General features: G+C 44.0%; 9 protein-coding genes. 5 read left to right on the top strand and 4 right to left on the bottom strand.

Annotated features, from left to right (window positions below; translation table 11 throughout):
• Window positions 1-12: 12 nt before the first annotated feature.
• Complete coding sequence (locus tag ACETMN_RS10285; protein ID WP_341072848.1) at window positions 13-627, bottom strand: NADPH-dependent FMN reductase; 615 nt, start codon at window positions 625-627, stop codon at window positions 13-15.
• A gap of 182 nt (window positions 628-809) precedes the next feature.
• On the opposite strand from ACETMN_RS10285, the gene ACETMN_RS10280 reads away from it, so the two are divergent.
• Together ACETMN_RS10280 and ACETMN_RS10275 are read left to right on the top strand one after the other, a co-directional pair.
• Window positions 810-1,739: a LysR family transcriptional regulator gene (locus ACETMN_RS10280; protein WP_341072846.1), complete on the top strand. Its 930-nt coding sequence runs from the start codon at window positions 810-812 to the stop codon at window positions 1,737-1,739.
• A 9-nt stretch (window positions 1,740-1,748) separates the two neighbouring features.
• Window positions 1,749-2,687, top strand: a complete 939-nt coding sequence (locus ACETMN_RS10275; RefSeq protein ID WP_341072844.1) for an FAD:protein FMN transferase — start codon at window positions 1,749-1,751, stop codon at window positions 2,685-2,687.
• A 104-nt stretch (window positions 2,688-2,791) separates the two neighbouring features.
• Here the strand turns inward: ACETMN_RS10275 and ACETMN_RS10270 are convergent, their stop codons facing one another.
• Window positions 2,792-11,071: an immunoglobulin-like domain-containing protein gene (locus ACETMN_RS10270; protein ID WP_411736120.1), complete on the bottom strand. Its 8,280-nt coding sequence runs from the start codon at window positions 11,069-11,071 to the stop codon at window positions 2,792-2,794.
• A 473-nt stretch (window positions 11,072-11,544) separates the two neighbouring features.
• On the opposite strand from ACETMN_RS10270, the gene ACETMN_RS10265 reads away from it, so the two are divergent.
• From ACETMN_RS10265 to ACETMN_RS10255, 3 genes are all read left to right on the top strand, one after another.
• Window positions 11,545-15,171 carry an S-layer homology domain-containing protein gene (locus tag ACETMN_RS10265; RefSeq protein WP_411736119.1) on the top strand — a complete coding sequence of 1,209 codons (3,627 nt, stop codon included), beginning with the start codon at window positions 11,545-11,547 and terminating at the stop codon, window positions 15,169-15,171.
• A gap of 612 nt (window positions 15,172-15,783) precedes the next feature.
• Window positions 15,784-16,185: a hypothetical protein gene (locus ACETMN_RS10260; protein ID WP_411736118.1), complete on the top strand. Its 402-nt coding sequence runs from the start codon at window positions 15,784-15,786 to the stop codon at window positions 16,183-16,185.
• On the top strand, window positions 16,158-16,520 hold the full coding sequence (locus tag ACETMN_RS10255) for an abortive infection family protein (protein WP_411736117.1): 363 nt from the start codon (window positions 16,158-16,160) through the stop codon (window positions 16,518-16,520). Before ACETMN_RS10260 ends, ACETMN_RS10255 begins: the two co-directional genes overlap by 28 nt.
• Before the next feature lie 223 nt (window positions 16,521-16,743).
• Here the strand turns inward: ACETMN_RS10255 and ACETMN_RS10250 are convergent, their stop codons facing one another.
• A complete protein-coding gene (locus ACETMN_RS10250; protein WP_307538068.1) occupies window positions 16,744-17,505 on the bottom strand; it encodes a DUF4393 domain-containing protein in 762 nt (253 codons plus the stop codon).
• Window positions 17,506-17,521: 16 nt separating this feature from the next.
• Window positions 17,522-17,719 (bottom strand): hypothetical protein, encoded by a 198-nt coding sequence (locus ACETMN_RS10245; RefSeq protein WP_411736116.1) that lies wholly within the window; start codon window positions 17,717-17,719, stop codon window positions 17,522-17,524.
• Window positions 17,720-18,143: the final 424 nt, after the last annotated feature.

Genomic DNA, 18,143 nt, shown 5'->3' with positions numbered 1-18,143 from the left:
GATTAGCCCCCCCTACTCTTGCCAGGAAAATTTTTTCGTTTTTTTCTTCAACGTCCTTTTTGATAGCAGTTCCGTAGTGATCTCCGTAAACAAAACAAACTCATTGAAGATTTCCTCAAGCTCCGTTACTTTGTCAGCGTCAATGAGATTACCACCGCTATCAAATGCACCCTGTGATTTTCCCAAAAGAAACTCGCTGCTAGGCATCATTCTTGCACCAAGCTCAGGCGAATCCAGGATTTGTCTAAGATGCGCTTGTGCCCTGGAAGAACCGAGTGCACCATGTGAAGCACCCACAATCAGAACCGGCTTGTCTTTCAAGGTTTGAGTCGTGTAACTGATCCATTCCAGCGCACTTTTCAGAACGGCAGGGATTGCATGATCGTACTCAGGAGTAGCGATAATGACACCTTTCGCTTTAGAGATTTGATCTAATAAGTCTTGTACCTTCACAGGAATATCAACTTCAGCATCCTCTATTTCATCTTTTTCAATGAACGCAGGTAAATCCTTAATTTCATATAAATCAATCTGGGCCTCACTCGAAAAATGCTTTTGCATAAATTGAAGCAACATGCGGTTAGTTGACACATCCGAATTGGTACCCACAATAGCTAAATAATTCATCGTAATCCCCTCTCTGTCATTCGAAGATGATGTTCGTACATGTCAGACTCGTTCTTTCGGCCTAACTCTAACATATCAAAGCTCAAATGATCTAATAGTTATTCATTGCAGTTTGATAACTAATTTGTTATAATCACCTCAAATTCAAAGTTTGTTACTTTTTTCACAAAAGGGTGAGGTACATGTCTAAATTGGAATCGCAGGATATCTTGTGTTACATTGACAGCCTATTGAAATACAGTAACTATAGCCGGGCTGCTCAATCCCTTTACATATCTCAGCCCTACCTCACAAAGGTTATCAAGAAAATCGAAATTGAATTGGGCTGTGAGCTGATCACTCGCAACAAACTTCCGTACCGATTAACCGAGCAGGGGAAAATATATTATCAATACCTAACGTCACTCGAACATAGCTACGCCAAGCTTATAAGGGAAATCTCATATGTATCGGATATTGGCAATAAGGTGATACGGATCGGAATCCTTCCCAGCCTTGGTTCTTACTTAACGCCTCTTTTTTTACCAGATTTTCTGGAAATTCATCCTGCTTATAAAATTAATCTTGTCGAGGATTTACCTGAAAAAAATGAGAAACGTCTCCAAAATAATGAGCTGGACTTCTGGATCGGGCAAAATTCAAGCAGTATCTCCCCTAACTTGAACTCGTTTAACTGGGGCAGGCACAGTTACCAAGCCATCATTCCGCGTTGCTGCGAATTATATCAAGAGAATGTTGCAGTCATCCCGGAGGGCACGATTGAGATCAGCACCATTTTGAACCAAAAGCTTATTCTAACGTCCAAGGGTTCGGCAATCCGAAAACAGATTGATCAATTGCTCAGTGTCTACAAGGTACAGCCTAATATCGTTATGGAAAGCAATGAAATCTACACTGTACTCAAGCTTGCAAAGCATAATTTAGGACTGACCTTTGTGCCTGAAAGCATCCATATCAAGGAGTGCCCTTCGGAATACAACATCTATCCAATCCCTGTAGAGAAAATGAGTCTGGATTATTTTATAGCCCATCATGGAGAAAAAAAGCTGAATAGCGTGGATCATGACCTCATCCATACGTTTCTCAATCACGGACAACAATGTGCAATATAGGAGGCTGTCATGAAATCTTTTACGAGAACGATACCGCTCATGGGAACGAACATATCCCTCTATATCGAGGGTACAGATGCTGAAGAGCTTGCCGAGGAAGCCGTGAATATGCTTGTCCGTTATGAACAAGTGTTCAGTGCCAACAGTGAGCAATCGCAGCTTGCCATGCTAAAAAAAGAAGCCGCATCACATCCGCTTAGAGTAGACAAGGAACTATATGATCTTATTAAGATAGGCAAAGAACACAGCCTGAATAAAGATTCATTTTTAAATATTGCGATAGGGCCTTTGATCAAATTGTGGAGAATTGGTTTTCACGAGGCACATGTGCCGGACGATACCGAGATTAAATCAGTGCTGGAGCTCTTAAATCCGGAGCATATACAGCTTGACGATGAGCTGCAAACGGTTCATTTATTCAAAAAGGGCATGGAAATCGACCTTGGAGCGATCGCTAAAGGTTATTTTGCTGATCAAGTTATGTCATTTTTTAAGAAAAACGGAGCTGCATCAGCTATGGTTGATATGGGCGGCAATGTTTTGGTTCATGGGGATTCCCCCTCCGGTTCTAGTCACTGGAACGTGGGAATACAGAACCCCTTTTTACCCAGAGGCAATGCAGCCGCACTCGTTAGCGTCAGGGAGCAATCCGTCGTTACCTCTGGCATATATGAGCGCGTTTTAGAAAAGCAAGGCCAGCAGTACCATCATATATTCAGCAGTAAAACAGGATATCCGATCGAAAGTAATATCGCTTCTTTAACAATTATTGCGGATAGATCGCTGGACTGCGACATCTATACAACAGAATTGTTTGGGTTAGATGCGGTATCCATTATTCATAAAGCAAATCAATTGACACATATCGAAGCTGCCGTCATCACTACAGATGGTGAACTGGCCTACACCGACAATCTTAGGGGAAGAATTGAGCCGATATCAAGCTAAAGTAATAAGATCGTTGATGCTAGGTAAAGGTATGCAAAAAAACGCTACCACAAGAAGTGGTAACGTTTTTGGCTTTGTTATTCCTTGATGCAAGAAGCGCGTGTCTACATCAAACCTAACAAATTATAGATCATCACTGCTGCTTCTGCGCGGCTGGCATTCTTCTTCGGTGCAAACTCATCGTTACCTACACCGTTGATTATGCCTGCTCCCTGTATTGCCTCTACCGCTTGCTTCGCATAGTTTGCGATGCTTGCTTCATCCTTGAAAGCAGTAGCTTCACCACTTGCTAACGCTAGTTCCTTAATCTGGATCGCCTTGTATACCATAACCGCCATATCTTCTCGCGTAATGTTCTCATGAACTCCGAATCGTCCATTTGGTTTCCCGTTCACAATCCCCAGCTTCTGCGCGGTTGCGATATTTCCATGGTACCATTCTCCTGGCTTCACATCACTAAAACTTGTCGTTGCGTTCTCATCTGATAGCTCCAACATATTCATCAGCATGGTGATGAATTCTGCTCTTGTCACTTGACCATTCGGATTAAACTCGCCGTCGCCCATACCCTTCACAATGCCTCTTGCTCCCAATGCTGAGATCGCGTCCTTCGCCCAGTCTTGGGTCACATCCTTAAAGCTCGTTGCAACATACGCTACCGTATACTTGCTTGCATACGTTGGCTTGAACTCTACTTTTCCTGTCGCTGCATTGTATTTACCATTCGTCACCACTCGTAGCTCCCCGTTGTCCTTCACATCGTATACGACGACGTTGTTTGGATTTTCGTTAGCCTTTAGTGTGTATGGCAATTCAATCACGAGATCATCTCTGCCATCAAACTCTGTAAGTTTCTTACCGTCAATCGTTAACTCGATATCGTAAACGACCTCACCGTTCAGCTGAGCTTGTGCACTAGCTGACAGTTGATTAGCTGCTATTTTCTTAAGCACCAATCCTAACGATTTCCCTGCACTTGTTCCTGTTCCAAGCAGTTCGGTTGCCACGGTTACGACTGCAGAGCCAGTGTTGATCTCGATGCGATCTACCGTAGACGTTCCACTTGTTAAGCTTGCATCTATTGCTAGCTCAATCGTTAGCTCATTCAAGCTTTGATCACCATCAACTCGTACTTGCAGCTTACCGCCTGTCGTTTGATCAAGCGCACGTTTCACCGTATCTGCACTTAACTTCACGATAGAAGCACCGTTCTCACTTGCGACTGGCTTAATGTTTATTTGACCGTTGTCCATGACCACTGGCTCATTTCCACCTGGAGCTGTTGGTGCTGTAGGTGCAGGGATGTTACCGCCACCATTTCCATCACCACTGCTTGGTGCTTGTGGTGTTCCTGACACCACAACCCCTGCGGATTCATTTCCAGCTGCGTTTACCGTAGTAATACGGAATTCATAACGCGTACCATTCGCAAGTCCCGTGACTTCATAACTGCTAGTCGCATGATTCAGCGTTACCGTCTTAAACTCTGTATTTCCAAGACCTGTAATCTTAATGGCAACCAGATCGCTGTCATCAGGATTACTCCATTTCAAAGTCAGCTTCTGATTACCTGCTGTTACACTTGGTCTTGTCACTTCTCCTGGTGCAGTCGGTTCTACCAATGGTGTTACTGTTACTGTAGCGCTGGATGAAAACCCACCATCTTCTGTAGTTACTGTAATGCTTGCTGTTCCTGGTGCCACAGCTGTTACTTGACCTGTCGCACTTACAGTGGCTACAGCTGGATTGTTAGAATTCCAGGTTACTGCTTTTTTCGTTGCATTAGCTGGTAACACGGTAGCTGTCAATTGCCCAGATTGACCTTCTACGATTGACAATGTCGTTTTGTCCAAGCTAATTCCACTAACGGGTACGTTCTTCCCACTAAGTGCATCATACTCACGTTGTGTAATGGGAATTACCGTTCCGTGACGCGGACTAGCGGGTAAATTGTAGTTAGAAGATAATGTCCAGACACCTGATGCAAGATTGGTGGTCTCGAATGGAAGATAACCTCTTCCACCAAACTCATCCACGAATAAATACCATTTTTCATCTGTATTTGATTTAAAGATCGTTGGACCCTCAACCCATTTCATGTTACCCACACCTTGATTAATCATCTTGAAGGCTGGATCTAAGATCGAGTTACCAACCTCTTGGAAAACCATCTTGCCAAATGGAGCAGAAGCTCCGTTGTCCTGCTCATCCTTCGTAAATCGATACACTTTTCCATCATGCTCAATCATCGTTGTGTCAATGATGGAGTATCCATAATCCAAATATACTTTCGGTTCAGTAAACGTATAGAAATCTCTTGTCTTGCTATACATCATTTTTTGATATGCACTACCTGTATGGGATGCATCATCAAACATTCTTGAAGCCCAGAATACGATATATTCACCAGTTGTTTTGTCGTACATAATTTCTGGTGCCCATGTATTACCCGCTTCTTCCGGTGCAACCTCTACCATGCGTTGATCTGTCCAGTTGACCAGATCATTCGATTCCCACACCATAATGGAACGACTGCCCCATGTCTGTGCTCTGCCCCAGTTACCATTGCCGTTAATTTTCAGATCGGTAGCGATCATGTAGAACTTGTCACCTTCAGGCGAACGAATAATGAATGGATCACGTACTCCCTTCTCCCCTAAGGTAGAGGTCAATACAGGTTTACCATTATTCAATTCTCGCCAGTTCAACGGATCATTGCCGTTACTTAGTGCAAAGTGAACTTGCTCGCCTGTTGAGCTACCTTCTCCAGTGAAATATGTGAAGAAGTATCCCGCATATTTTTCATCAGCAGGCCGTTCCTTCACCTTCGCCATAAATTCCTTTGTAGTGGATGCTGAATTTAATGTAATCGTAGCTGTAAGCTTCACGTCTACATCTCCACTACCGTGTGCCGGACGTTGTACTTCACCAGTCACTGAAATGACATTTGGCTGAACAGAAGTCCAAGTAATGGTTGTTCCATATAGTCCAGATTCCGGTAATGAGAGATGACCTCTAACATCACTAATGTTATGAACGACTAGCGCTGCTTTTGCTTCATCTACAGAAGTGGCATCGCTTGGCAATGCCTTAACCATCAACGTAAAGGTTTTGCGATCTGTCTCTGTACCATCTGTAAATACTGCTGTTAACGTTACAACTTGATCGCCAGTTGCGTTCGCTGGTCTGGTTACGGCACCTGTAGTTGAGATTACATTCCCCTTATCCGAAGTCCAGCTTATTGTTGTGCCATAAGCACCTGATGTTGGCAAAGTTACATTGCTTATAATCTCATCTTTTGATGTATTCGAGGCAAGAAGATCATCAATCGTTAATTTCTCTGTCGCAGCCGATACAAGCATGCCCTCCAGTAAAGCAATCTTCTGATCTGCCTGAGCCTTAAGTGATTTAATATCCGCAACAGTCATAGCACCATCATAGATTTGGAAGTCTGCAATCAACCCGCCGAAGTATGGATCATCTGTATAGAATGACTTACCAATGTTTCCACTACTGCCTGAATTATTTTTTATTTGTTCTAATGTCATTCCATTCGTAGAGCCTGATGCAACAGGAACTCCATCAATATAAAGCGTTAGTGTACCATCTGTACCTGAAACAACCGTCGTAACGACTTTCCATTCATTATTCTTTAAGCCCGTGGTCGAAGCTGAAGACTCATTATTCCAGGCATTCGTCGCGATACCCAACCGGGCTAGACCGTTAGCATTATAACGTGGTGTGAAATACGTATAGTGCGTATTACTGTTTGGTCTTCCTAATGCATATAACCACTCCGCAGCGTTTTTACCGCTCCAGTTTACAATGGATGAAACGGTGATATCCGTTAATCCATCGAGAACTCCTTGTGGCAGCTCAACATAGGAGTTAGTTGTGCCACCAGTAAAGCTTAGTACACCCGCATCTTGTTTACTAATCCATTCTGCTTTAGACGGATTCATCCATTTTCCATTAAACTTTCCTGTTTGGTCAACAACCGTCGCACCATCGATATCATTCATATCGTAGTGGAGAATGAGTTCTGCCCCAGACGGCTGCTCTACTGGAGGAGTAACGTCTTCATTAGCTAAAGTTGCAATCTCTTCAACAGATAATGCACGATTATAGATACGGAAATCATCCAGTTTACCATCAAATAGATTATGAGAGCTGTTTCTCGATTTACCAATATAATTCATCGTTGTTTCCAGTAACATTCTCGGCTCCACGTTAAATGTAGATCTGCGTTTAACCTCTTGACCATTCACGTACAAAACGGCATCAAATTCATCCATTGTAATAGCAACATGCTGCCAAGTCTTCGTTGGTAAAAGTCCAGCATTTCTCACTGCATATTTATAATCTGATCCTAGTTTCGTGCTGTCATTGCTAAATTTCTCTGTAAAAGGGGTTACGACAGCGAACTCCAGACTACCTGTATCCCCTTGTGTACTCAAGTACATGGTGTTGCGGTTAACCTGTCTGCCTGTTTCGGAAGCAAAATCAAATATTCTTTGATTGGCTTGATTTTTATCCATTTGAACCCATGTTGAGAACGTAGCCTTCTCCAGATTCAAGGATTGAATCAAGTGATCTGGCAGCTTCACATATCCTGTTGATCCATTAAGCTCTAATGCACCACCCGTTTTACCGATGCGATCCTCTTCATTAATCGTTGCTCCACCTACGAGTGTTGCGTGATGACCATTACCAGAAATGTCATTCAACGTTGTACCATTCACTGTATTTGCATCAAATGAGTAATGTACAACCGGGTCTGTTGATGGTGCTGGACCTTTCCATGCATACTTCTCTTGCAATGCATCATACTCCGCACGTGTAATTGGAATCACCGTCCCGTGTCGTGGTCCTGGCGGAAGTGCATATTGATCACTACTTAACACATTGTTTATATATTGCGTGCTACTATCCAGATCTGTTGTATATCGTACATGATATGGCCATGAATCAAGGAACAGATACCATTTGTTTTCATGAATATCCTTGAAAATCGTTTGTCCTTCGTTGTTCCCATTTTTTCCGATCAAGCCAAGTTTGTTATCACGCGTACCCGGAACAGCGTTGTATTGAAGGCCATTCTCATCAATACCATCCTTGTCATAGTAGAAATTTGGTACTTTCTCCACATACACTTTCGTATTCACTTCTGACTTGGTGAATCGATACAACATATCATTATGCTCAATAAACGTTGTATCAATGGTCGGAAGTGACTCATCAATCATGACCTTGGGCTCAGAAAACGTGTAGAAATCTCGTGTTGTCGCGTAGTACATCACATTGTACTGACCTGCAGGTCTTCCGTTATAATCACCATATGTCTCTGTGTTTTTCATTGATGATGCCCAGAATACAATATACTCTCCAGTTACCGGATCATAGATCGCTTCTGGCGCCCACGTATTTCCTCCAGTTTTAGGAGCCACCTTGATCATTCGCTGCTCGCTCCAGTTCACGAGATCCTCTGACTCCCAAACCATCATGTAATGACTGCCCGTAATTTGAGCCTGATCAAAATCTGTACTTTCGCCCATTTTCAAATCGGTTGCCAGCATATAGAACTTATCACCTTCTGCTGACCGAATAACGAATGGATCACGAAGTCCTTTTTCACCCATATCCGATTGCAGGATCGACTTCCCATTATTCAGCGCTTTCCAGAACAATGGATCTTCCGCTGTAGCGAAGGAGATCTCTTCACCACCCTCATATTCACCTGTAAAGTACGCAAAGAAGTACGCATCAGGCTTTACTGGCGCAGCTTCTTTTTTAATTGTAACGTTAAACGTTAGCTCTTTCGAAGCTGTACCATTCGTAATCGTAGCGATTAGCGTAACGGGTATATCCGTAGCTTGACGGCTCACCCAGCCTAATTGTGTAGCGTTACCAGCCGCTTCAGCCGTTCCTTTAACAACCGCCGGCCTGCTGGATGTCCATGTAATGGTGGAGCCTTGTTCACCTGTAGTGACAAGACGTAAGTTGCCTTTAACATTGTCCGCATTGTAGATCTCTAATTGTTCAGCGTCCAGATCAACCTTCTGCTGATCATCGAATTGCTTCAAGATCGTAACAGGGAATACAGCAGTTATAGATACGCCTTGATACGTTAAAGTAGCCGTAAGCTCTGCTTGAACATCACCTGCTTGAACAGCCGGACGTTGTACAGTGCCACTGTTAGAAATGACAGTAGGATGACTAGAACTCCAAGTGATGTTTACGCCATTTTTACCGTTTGTTGGTAAATTAACGTTTCTCGTTATCTTGTCAGCACTCTGATCTGCCTCGTCTAAGTAATGACCCATGTCAAGTTGATTCGCTGCATCATCAACAGTGAGCTGACGTATTTTGGAGATGTGAGTTGCTGCTTCTTGTTGATATAACTCGCTCATTTCCTGCTCCGTCAACGCACGATCATATACTTGGAAATCAGCCATGCTACCTTGAAAATATGGATCGTTGGCGAAGATGGACTTACCGATAAAGCCAGAGAACGTAGCATCCGGATTAATAATGTCTGACAGCTTTAGTCCCTTCGTATTACCTGAAGCAACCTTAGCTCCATCCACGAATAATGTCATCTTGTTGCTAGCTTCGGAGAAGGAAACTGTTACATGCTTCCACTGTCCACCGATCAGGTTGGAGTTTGCGCTACCTGTAACTAATGCTTCGTTCGGCCAGCCATTTTTGGATATACCTGTAGCAATCATATTGCCTGATCCACTACCGTGACGTGGGGTTACAAAAAAATATTTGTTCGTTTCAGGCGTTAACACCGTACCCAAACCAAAAATCCAGCGATTCGTACCATCATTCGTCCAGTTTACGATGGAAGATACGGTAATTTCATTCAGACCTTGTAATAAATCTAGTCCATTGGAGCCCTTAGGAATCTCAACATACCCACTGTTCGATGTAGAGCTTCCACCATTAAAGGAAATAAAGCCAACTTCACTATTTGAAATGAATTGTCCATTGTTTGGATTTTTAAATACCCCGTCGAATGTAACTTCCTTGTTGGCAACATCCTTTAGTACGAGTTGACCGTCTACTTCTGTAGTCGTTTTCATGTCGTAATGAAGAATAAGATCATCTTTGAGTGATTTTCCCTTAACGGTAACGGCTGATGTAGCTGTAAACGCTCCATCTTCAGTCTGTACCGTAATTGTGGCATCACCATCACTAACCGCTGTAACTTCACCCGTTGAATTGACAACCGCTACACTTGAGTCACTAGATGTCCAGACGACTCTTTTATTGTTTGCATTTGAAGGTGAAATTGTAGCCACTAATGTCTCGCTGTCCCCCATGGATAAAACAAGTGCAGATTCATTAAGCGAAACACCTTTAACGGCAATCTGCTGAGTAGAGTCATCCTTAGGTGGTAAGGTAACCACGAACTCCTTCGTTGCCTGGCTTCCACCTAAAGAAATGGTTGCAGTTAACGTCACTTGTTGCTCCATTTCTCGTAAGAACACTTCCCCGGTTGGACTAATCGCACTTTCATCACTGGAAGTCCATGATATCAATGCGCCATACTTATTGGCAGAAGGAAGTTCAAGAGATTCTGTCACGGCAGATACATCACCTAACGTTAGCTCTAATTTGCCTTGTTGTACTTGCTTTTCATTAAATGATTGTTCATATACTTCAGCGATATATTCACTACTTAGTGCCTCTCCGTAAATTCTTAAATCTTGAAAGCTACCTGCAAAAGTAGCATCCCCTAGATAATTGGAGCGACCGATGTAAGCTTGCAAATCCGTACCAAAGTCTGCTGTTGTTTTCTCTTTGGCGGCCGTGCCGATACTTACACCGTTAATGTAACCTGTAATAGAGCGTTCTGTAATGACCGTTGTATAATGAACCCATTGACCTTCGTACTGTGACGTAGAAGTGCCTGATACGCCTACCTCTGTCGTCCAAGGCTGGTCAATATTATTGCGATCCGTAAATACGGACTTAAAATCACCACTTGGATTCGATGGATTAAACATCCAGTAATTCGTTGGCAATTTATTTTCAGCTGCTGGCGTACCGTAGAATAATGCGGAGTAGTTCCCGCTTCCCGTATTACTCTTGATCCATACAGAAATCGTTGTATTTTCTTGATGATCAAACAATCCAGTAGGAAGCTGCACGTAGTTCGTAGTACTGTCTGTTCCTCCAGGTAAAGTAAGACCATCAGCATACGTAATGTTTCCTACTGCCGTTCCATGTTTGCCATTACCGGATGTATCCTGTACATCCTCAAGCAATGGATACTGTGCCAACATCGTTGGTGTTATGGGGTCCGCTGAAGCTTGATTGTTAAATGGCAGAACAAGACTCAAACAGTTACTGAAGGTCAATAGTAAAGCTAACATTATGATTGAAATCCGCTTTAGCATAGCATTCTTCCCCTCGTTTAATATTCAAAAGCACGCAATCCTTATTCCAGCTTTAAAACAAGACCAACTCGTTCAAGGAGTTAAAGAAACACCCTGGAATGAATGCGCTTACATTTCTTCTCATATTACGTCTTCCACCATTCCAATTCAATGTAGTTTCTTGTTCATAAGGTGGATTTTTTTATTGCAATTTGAAATGAATGCAGACTGCAACACCATTCATATGAAGCAATCTACATGCACAGATGCGTACAAGATTATCAAAACAATAAAACGGCATCTCTGCCGTTCTGGATGTATACGTATGGTTTATGTGTAAATTAAAGGATTTAACTCCTGATAAACTTAATATATATAGTTGGGCGCTTGTCATATTGACAACGTGTCCGAATAAGATGCCGGTAAGCCGTGGGCGAACCGGATCGAAAAAATAAGGAGGATTTTCATTTATGCCAAAACGATTTAGCAGAATGCTCGCATTCCTCTGTTGCTTGGTCATGGTGGCGTCGCTAATGCCTAACAGCTATGCTGCCGCCACTGACAACATCGAGAACGCAGAAGCGAATGAAACACCCACCGCCATTTTTGGAACTCCCGAACTCGGGGCAAATGATCCCCTCTGGGACCAAACCATGGAGCATCACATCAACAAAAGCACGGTACCCACCGACCCGAGACCCCATGCCACGGGCACAGCCAGAATCCTTTGGGATCATGACTACCTGTATGCCCACGTAGTTGTGAATGACAGTAATCTATATCAGGGAGCTGGCGCAGATCATCGGTATGACAGCCTGGAGTTTTATGTTGATACCGGAACCAGCGGCTCAAATCAATGGCGAGTCAGCTCGACGGGTGTGTTTTCAGGGCAGGCCGCTCCAGGCAGGGCTGCATGGACCCAGATCACGGAAACCGGATACATCGTGGAAATGAGAATACCAAAAAGAACTCTGACCTTACAGGAGGGGAACCTTACCTTTGAGGTCTATATCAATAACTCGACAGAAAACGGCGCTGACCGCTATGAAGTCGTTTCCTGTTTTGGAGTTCCGGACGCGGCTTATACCAGCTCTGATTCATTTGCAGACAGCCTGCAGCTCACTTCAGCCAATGAAGTGGACACCAGATTTTCAATTACCGCCACTGCGGGACCGGGCGGCTCAATCATGTCGAACCCACCCGGCGATGTTCTGAGAGTAGATCGGGGCTCTGACAAAGAAATTACGTTTACCCCCGATTACGGCAAAATTGTGGATACCGTAACAGTAGACGGCGAGACCTTGACTCTATCTGCTGGCACTTATACCTTTACGAATATTGAGGCTGATCATGCCATTCATGTGACATTCAAAAACGATCCGGACGCGGGGATACTTCCCTTTATTGTATGGAATGACAACTTTGCCAGTGGCGAGTACACAACGGCTGTTATCATTGATTTAGGCGAGGGGAAGGCGGCGTTAGGCTCCGCGCTTAATCCAGACTTGTTTGCCTTATCGGCTAGGAACACGACCCTGAACGGCGAAGCAGTGACCTTTGAAGGACCACGCAAGATCACAAGGGTGTATGCTAATGATGAACCGAAGGTACGCGGCTATGTGGGGCCGATTAGCCATTCACCAGATTATCAGGACGGACTGGCGAGCGGTCGTTACATCGTTGTTGAGTCTGAGTTTTATTCAGAGAGCGGCGGCAGTACAACGCTGGATGGTAGCAGCAACTCGACAAAGCAGGTTTACAACATTACTCAAAAGGGTGAGATCGTTCTGACAGAAGGGAATCCGCTTCACAACGTAGTTTTTGAACAGGAAAAAGTTGTGAATCCGATCCTCGATAAATTTACAACATTCACGGACAATTCGGTCAATCGTTCACTCTACCTTCACAAGGATGACGGAGGTAACGTGATGAAAGGATTGCCGCTCTATGTATATACCCACGGCATGTCACGCGGCGGCACAAACGCTGCGACAGACCAAAAAGCTGCCATGAAATCCGCCAACGGCTCCGTCGCTTTAATGAAAAAGATGGAGCAAAATCCCGATAAGTACGCCAGCCATGTTCTGAATATTTCCTATAATGGCGTATCTGTTCCCTCCACAGAGAATGTTAAGAAGGTCATAGACGCCCTGATTGCCAGCGGCGAAGTAGACCCTAACCGTGTTTACGCAGCAGGCTTCTCCTGGGGCGGCCAGTATACGAACAACTTAGTTAACAGCTACCCTGGCTTCTTCGCTGCCGCCGCACCTATGGCCCCGGTAAGCGGTTCACCGAACGCTAAGGACAATGACGCTCACTACAACCTGGCCTATTGGATGTTTTTAAATGCTCATAATGTCGGAGGCTACCAGACTAACCTCAATAACTTTATCAATAACAATATGCCGAAAATGATCAACGCGAGGGCTTCGCGCTTTGAGAGTAATGAGGCACTTACGTGGCCCTACAATCAGTTTGATCAGCCGAATCTGAGGCCGAATCCTGCCAACACACCTGTTCTGGCTGATTATATAGCGCATGAAGTTGAAGCGGCGGTTCTTTATAACCAGATCACTATGGGAACTTGGAGTATGGCACCTACGGCGCAGTCCTCTAACTTGCCAGCTTGGAACAACAACTACACAGATGTCTTTGATTGGATGTTCGCACAGAGAAAACCGTCCGTGCCTGGTGCACCGAGTGGCTTCAAAGCGACAGCGGGTGACGGACAGGTCACATTGAGCTGGAATGCTCCTGCTGACGATGGTGGCAGCTCGATATTGGGCTACAAGGTATGGTATGGCAATGTAACACCGGTTGCATTGGATGCGGCGGAGACCAAATATACCTTCAACAATCTGACAAACGGCCAAGGCTACAACTTCACCATCATCGCGGTGAACGCGAAGGGCGACGGCGCGGAGATCAGCTTGACGGCGATGCCGACGTCTCAAAAAACTCCTACCGTGCCTGGTTCTGGTGGCACTACAGGCAATACGGGCAACACCGGTAATACAAGCAACAGTGGTAATACACACAACACCAACAATACGGGCACCGGGACAGACGCTGAAACGTCGAAGTCGACCTACACAGTGAATACACCGAAGGATAAACCCGCGGTCACAGACAAAAACGGCAACACCACCCTGCCAGGCGGCGGCGAGATTACGACCAAAGGCGGGACGAAGATCAAGGTACCCGAAGGCACAACGATAGACTCAAACGGGAAGGTAAGTATTCCAGCAGACAAGAGCGCCGAAGTGACACTACCCGGCGGCAACAGCACAGTGACCATTTCGGGCGGCTCGACGATCGCGAGCGACGGTACGGTCACAATAGGCGGCAAAGACGCGCATGTGAACCTATCAAACGGCAACCAGGTGTATTTCCACGGCGGATCGAAGATACGGAGCGGCGGAGCGGTTGTGGTAGGACCAAGCGGCGCAAGAGTCGGCTTAGACAACGGCATATCGCTGAACATCCGTGAGGGTACGGAGCTGGCGTTTGATGACGCCACCCCACTGGGTTTCCTCGTGATATCAGGCAATCCTTTCACGGATGCCAACATGCACGAATGGTTCTACAACGATATAAATTTCGTCTACACTTACGATCTTTTCAACGGCACGACGTCCACGACGTTCTCACCGGGCACCGCAATGACGCGTGCAATGTTCGTGCAGGTACTGGCCAATCTTGAGAATGTAAACCTTTCCAGCTACACGAGTTCCCGCTTTAGCGACGTGAAGGACGGACAGTGGTACACGGCGGCAGCCGAGTGGGCGGCCGAAAAAGGCATAGTCAACGGTACAAACGCAGACCTGTTTGACCCCAATTCACCGATGACACGCGAGCAGATGCTGGTGATACTGTACAATTACATGAAGTACAAGGGCTATGAGATACCTGAAAGCAACTCTATGTCCTTAACGGATCAGAGTGAGATCAGCTCCTGGGCGTTGGAGGCCGTTCAGGCGCTGCAAGGCAACGGCATTGTATTAGGCAAACCGGGCAACTTTTTTGCTCCCAAAGCCACCGCCACCCGCGCCGAAGTAGCCACGATCTTTGTAAGGTTCGTCGAATATCCGGCTTAGTGAAAGCGCATACAGATAAATACAGACCCCTCCGGCTGGGCATTATCCAGCCGGAGGGGTCTCCTTGTTTTCTACTGCACTTTTTTGGACAACTCCACAGTCAGGACTTTAAACCCTCGATTTTTGGCATCTAGAATATTCGTACCCAAGTCCGTACCCAAGTCCAAAAATTCTACTTCATTAATACATGTTCTGATTTATTTCACCAAAAAAAAAAAACGCCATCGCAATAATGTGATGGCATTCTTGATTATGGAGCCTAGGGGGATCGAACCCCTGACCTCATCGCTGCCAGCTCGCAATTGTCTCCGCTCTGTCCTACGTTCAGTCAACGTTAGACTATAACCCCCGCAAAATAGCGTATTATCCATCGTACAGACCACGAACTACCCGTGCTATTACCTTACCGATACCTTCATTATACCGATTAGAAGCGTATCTCTGCGCAATTTGGTCTACGTTACAGCTCGGCATTTCACCATCCACTATTGCCAAGATGTCAAACGGAGTTTGTAGCATTGAGTGTAATTCCGCGTATCTGCGAGGATGTTATTGAGTTCATTGAGGATACTAATATCTAAAAAGCTTATATTTTCTGAAGGAGGAAAGATAATGGCTGAGTATCCACACGAGATATTAACTAGAGTTAAGGATGGTTTAAAAAAGTGTGTAGGGAATCATGACAGGCTAGATGAAATTTCGACTGAGGACTTCGATAAGAGTAGATCCATCATCACAAAGTTATGCAATGAGGACGGGCTCAATGTAACCGATATATTGAAAAGCTGTCTGGACCCAGACGAATTTTTAACATATGCTTACGATGGGATAAGAAAAAACTCAGAATCGTTACTTTTTATCCAGGCTACGTTTAACCCATTTATAAATATTTTAAAAAGTAAATCAGTTATGGTTCAATTTATTCCTGTAGAATTTGACCCTCCTGAAAATTTAACTTACAGGCATAATTACGAAGAGATTGAGAAATGCGATCGAAAATTGAAGGAGTACTGAAAGAGATTGTATATCAAGTCAGTGGGAATCATCCGGACCCCAAGAATGATTTAGTAAAACTTCACAATGAGGCTCGCAATCTATCAAATCTAGCCTCCTCAAAACCAGAAATTATTCTTCCTTTAAAACAAATAATAACCGGACTAGCAAGTGTCGTCCAAGGTTTAGGCTCACTGCGAAATGCTGTAGGAGACTCCCACTCCAGAGTTTACGAACCAAGCACGCATCATGCTATTTTAGCAGTAAATTCCGCCAAAACTCCCTCCTCTTTTTTATTTATTACTTATGAATACCAAAAAACTATAGGACGGATTATAGAAAATAAAGTTACATAGAAATATTATTTAGACGCAGCAATTGATACTGCGTCTTTTTTTGCGCAGTTTTACCGTGGAATCAGCGCGTTAGGACTCTTGTAAGGGGAACGTACCTGGAAGGGCTTGCCGCGCTAAATGTACAGGGATTTGACGAAGAGAACGCGAAAGAACCGCTAACCCTGCATATGGGCTGCGGTTCTTTTGTTAATCTAGGTTTTATGGATCGGCTTGTCAGTTGCTTTTACTCAGATATCCCTACTATAACAGTGTTTTGGAATGCCAGTCCCAATGCTGTAAAGTTCCAAAAAGCCTCATGAAACTCTACAGTTACATTTTCGCCAAAATCCTCCTTTAATACAGATTCAAAATCGATACTCCTAAGATTTGCACAGCTTTCCTTATCATAAGACACAGAATTGTCTAAACATTCAATAAGTCCAAGTCTAGTTAGGTTGTTAGCTATGGTCATATAATGTACAAAATTCTCAGCATCTAGTCCAGGGAAATCTAAAATATACCTTAAAGGTTTGAAAGAATCTCCATACTTTTCTTCAAATAAATGAAGAGTACATGCTCCAATACTGCCTTTAAATTCAGAAAGATATCTAAAGCACTCAGCATCATCCGGAGACATTTGTTTGATAATCTCAATGAAGGAAGGGTGCACATTAGATTGTTTTGTCTTGTCTGAAGAAGAAAGAAGTAAGTTAATAAATAATTGTCTCAACTCAGTTGATTCTATGTAATATTTGGACGCCTCAATTGCAGGTCCTACAATATGAAGAGGAGGTAGAACAAGGTTACCAGGCGCTATCTTATTTAACCCATTTTGTAGCTCTTCTTTAAATAGTTTGATATTGTGCTCTTGTTTGATCTTGATTTTCTCTAGCCAACCAAAGCTTACAGTAACCATATCTCCAAGAACTCTTCCCAACTCTTGTGCAGGAGGAGAAAGTACGTCTTTAGATACTTCAGCAGTAGCTTGGCCTATCTCTTTAAACATTCACACACACTCCTCTTCAATAATCATATTTTCCCTCCGCATATTTAAACGTACAGACTCCGCGCATAACACTCATCTCCGTTATATCCTCGATCACGCCGCTGCCAACGAGCTCTGCGTCGGTAAATATAACGATTGGCATCTGGTCCATTTGCGCGGTATAAAGTTGGATATCAGAAGTTAGCAGACGCATGAATTGCGATTTCTTGCGCATATGGAAGTAGTCCTTTCGTTGCGGGTTAAGTATATACTTCGACAAATTGGCGCAAATTTCCTGCTATTGTTCGGCGTCAAAATCGAAGGAGTGAACGCGGGATAATTTTCGAATAGTGAAAAACAGCATGAGAATGAGAAATACGAAGTATATACGAGTTTTCGTAGGAGTACATTGCAAAAATGGGGCTAGACCGTATTCGCTAAAAATCCTTTAAATTAGAGGATTATTCTTATTAGGGTAATTGTACTCCCCACTAAATCAAAATCGCCGAATATGACGTTTTACCAAATTACGCTAGTCCACTTATACTACGGAGGTATCAACGAGTTAGTAGAAGCACCGTTATCATATATTTCGTTCTCCTTTTTATGCGAACAATTGACCAACATAGAATCTACTGTATAATTTTAGAATAGAAATG

It is taken from the genome of Paenibacillus sp. M2, from assembly GCF_046713495.1.
Lineage (GTDB): Bacteria > Bacillota > Bacilli > Paenibacillales > Paenibacillaceae > Paenibacillus > Paenibacillus amylolyticus_B.
The sequence above is the reverse complement of the archived record's forward strand: the minus strand, read 5'-3'. Positions and strand labels throughout refer to the sequence as shown.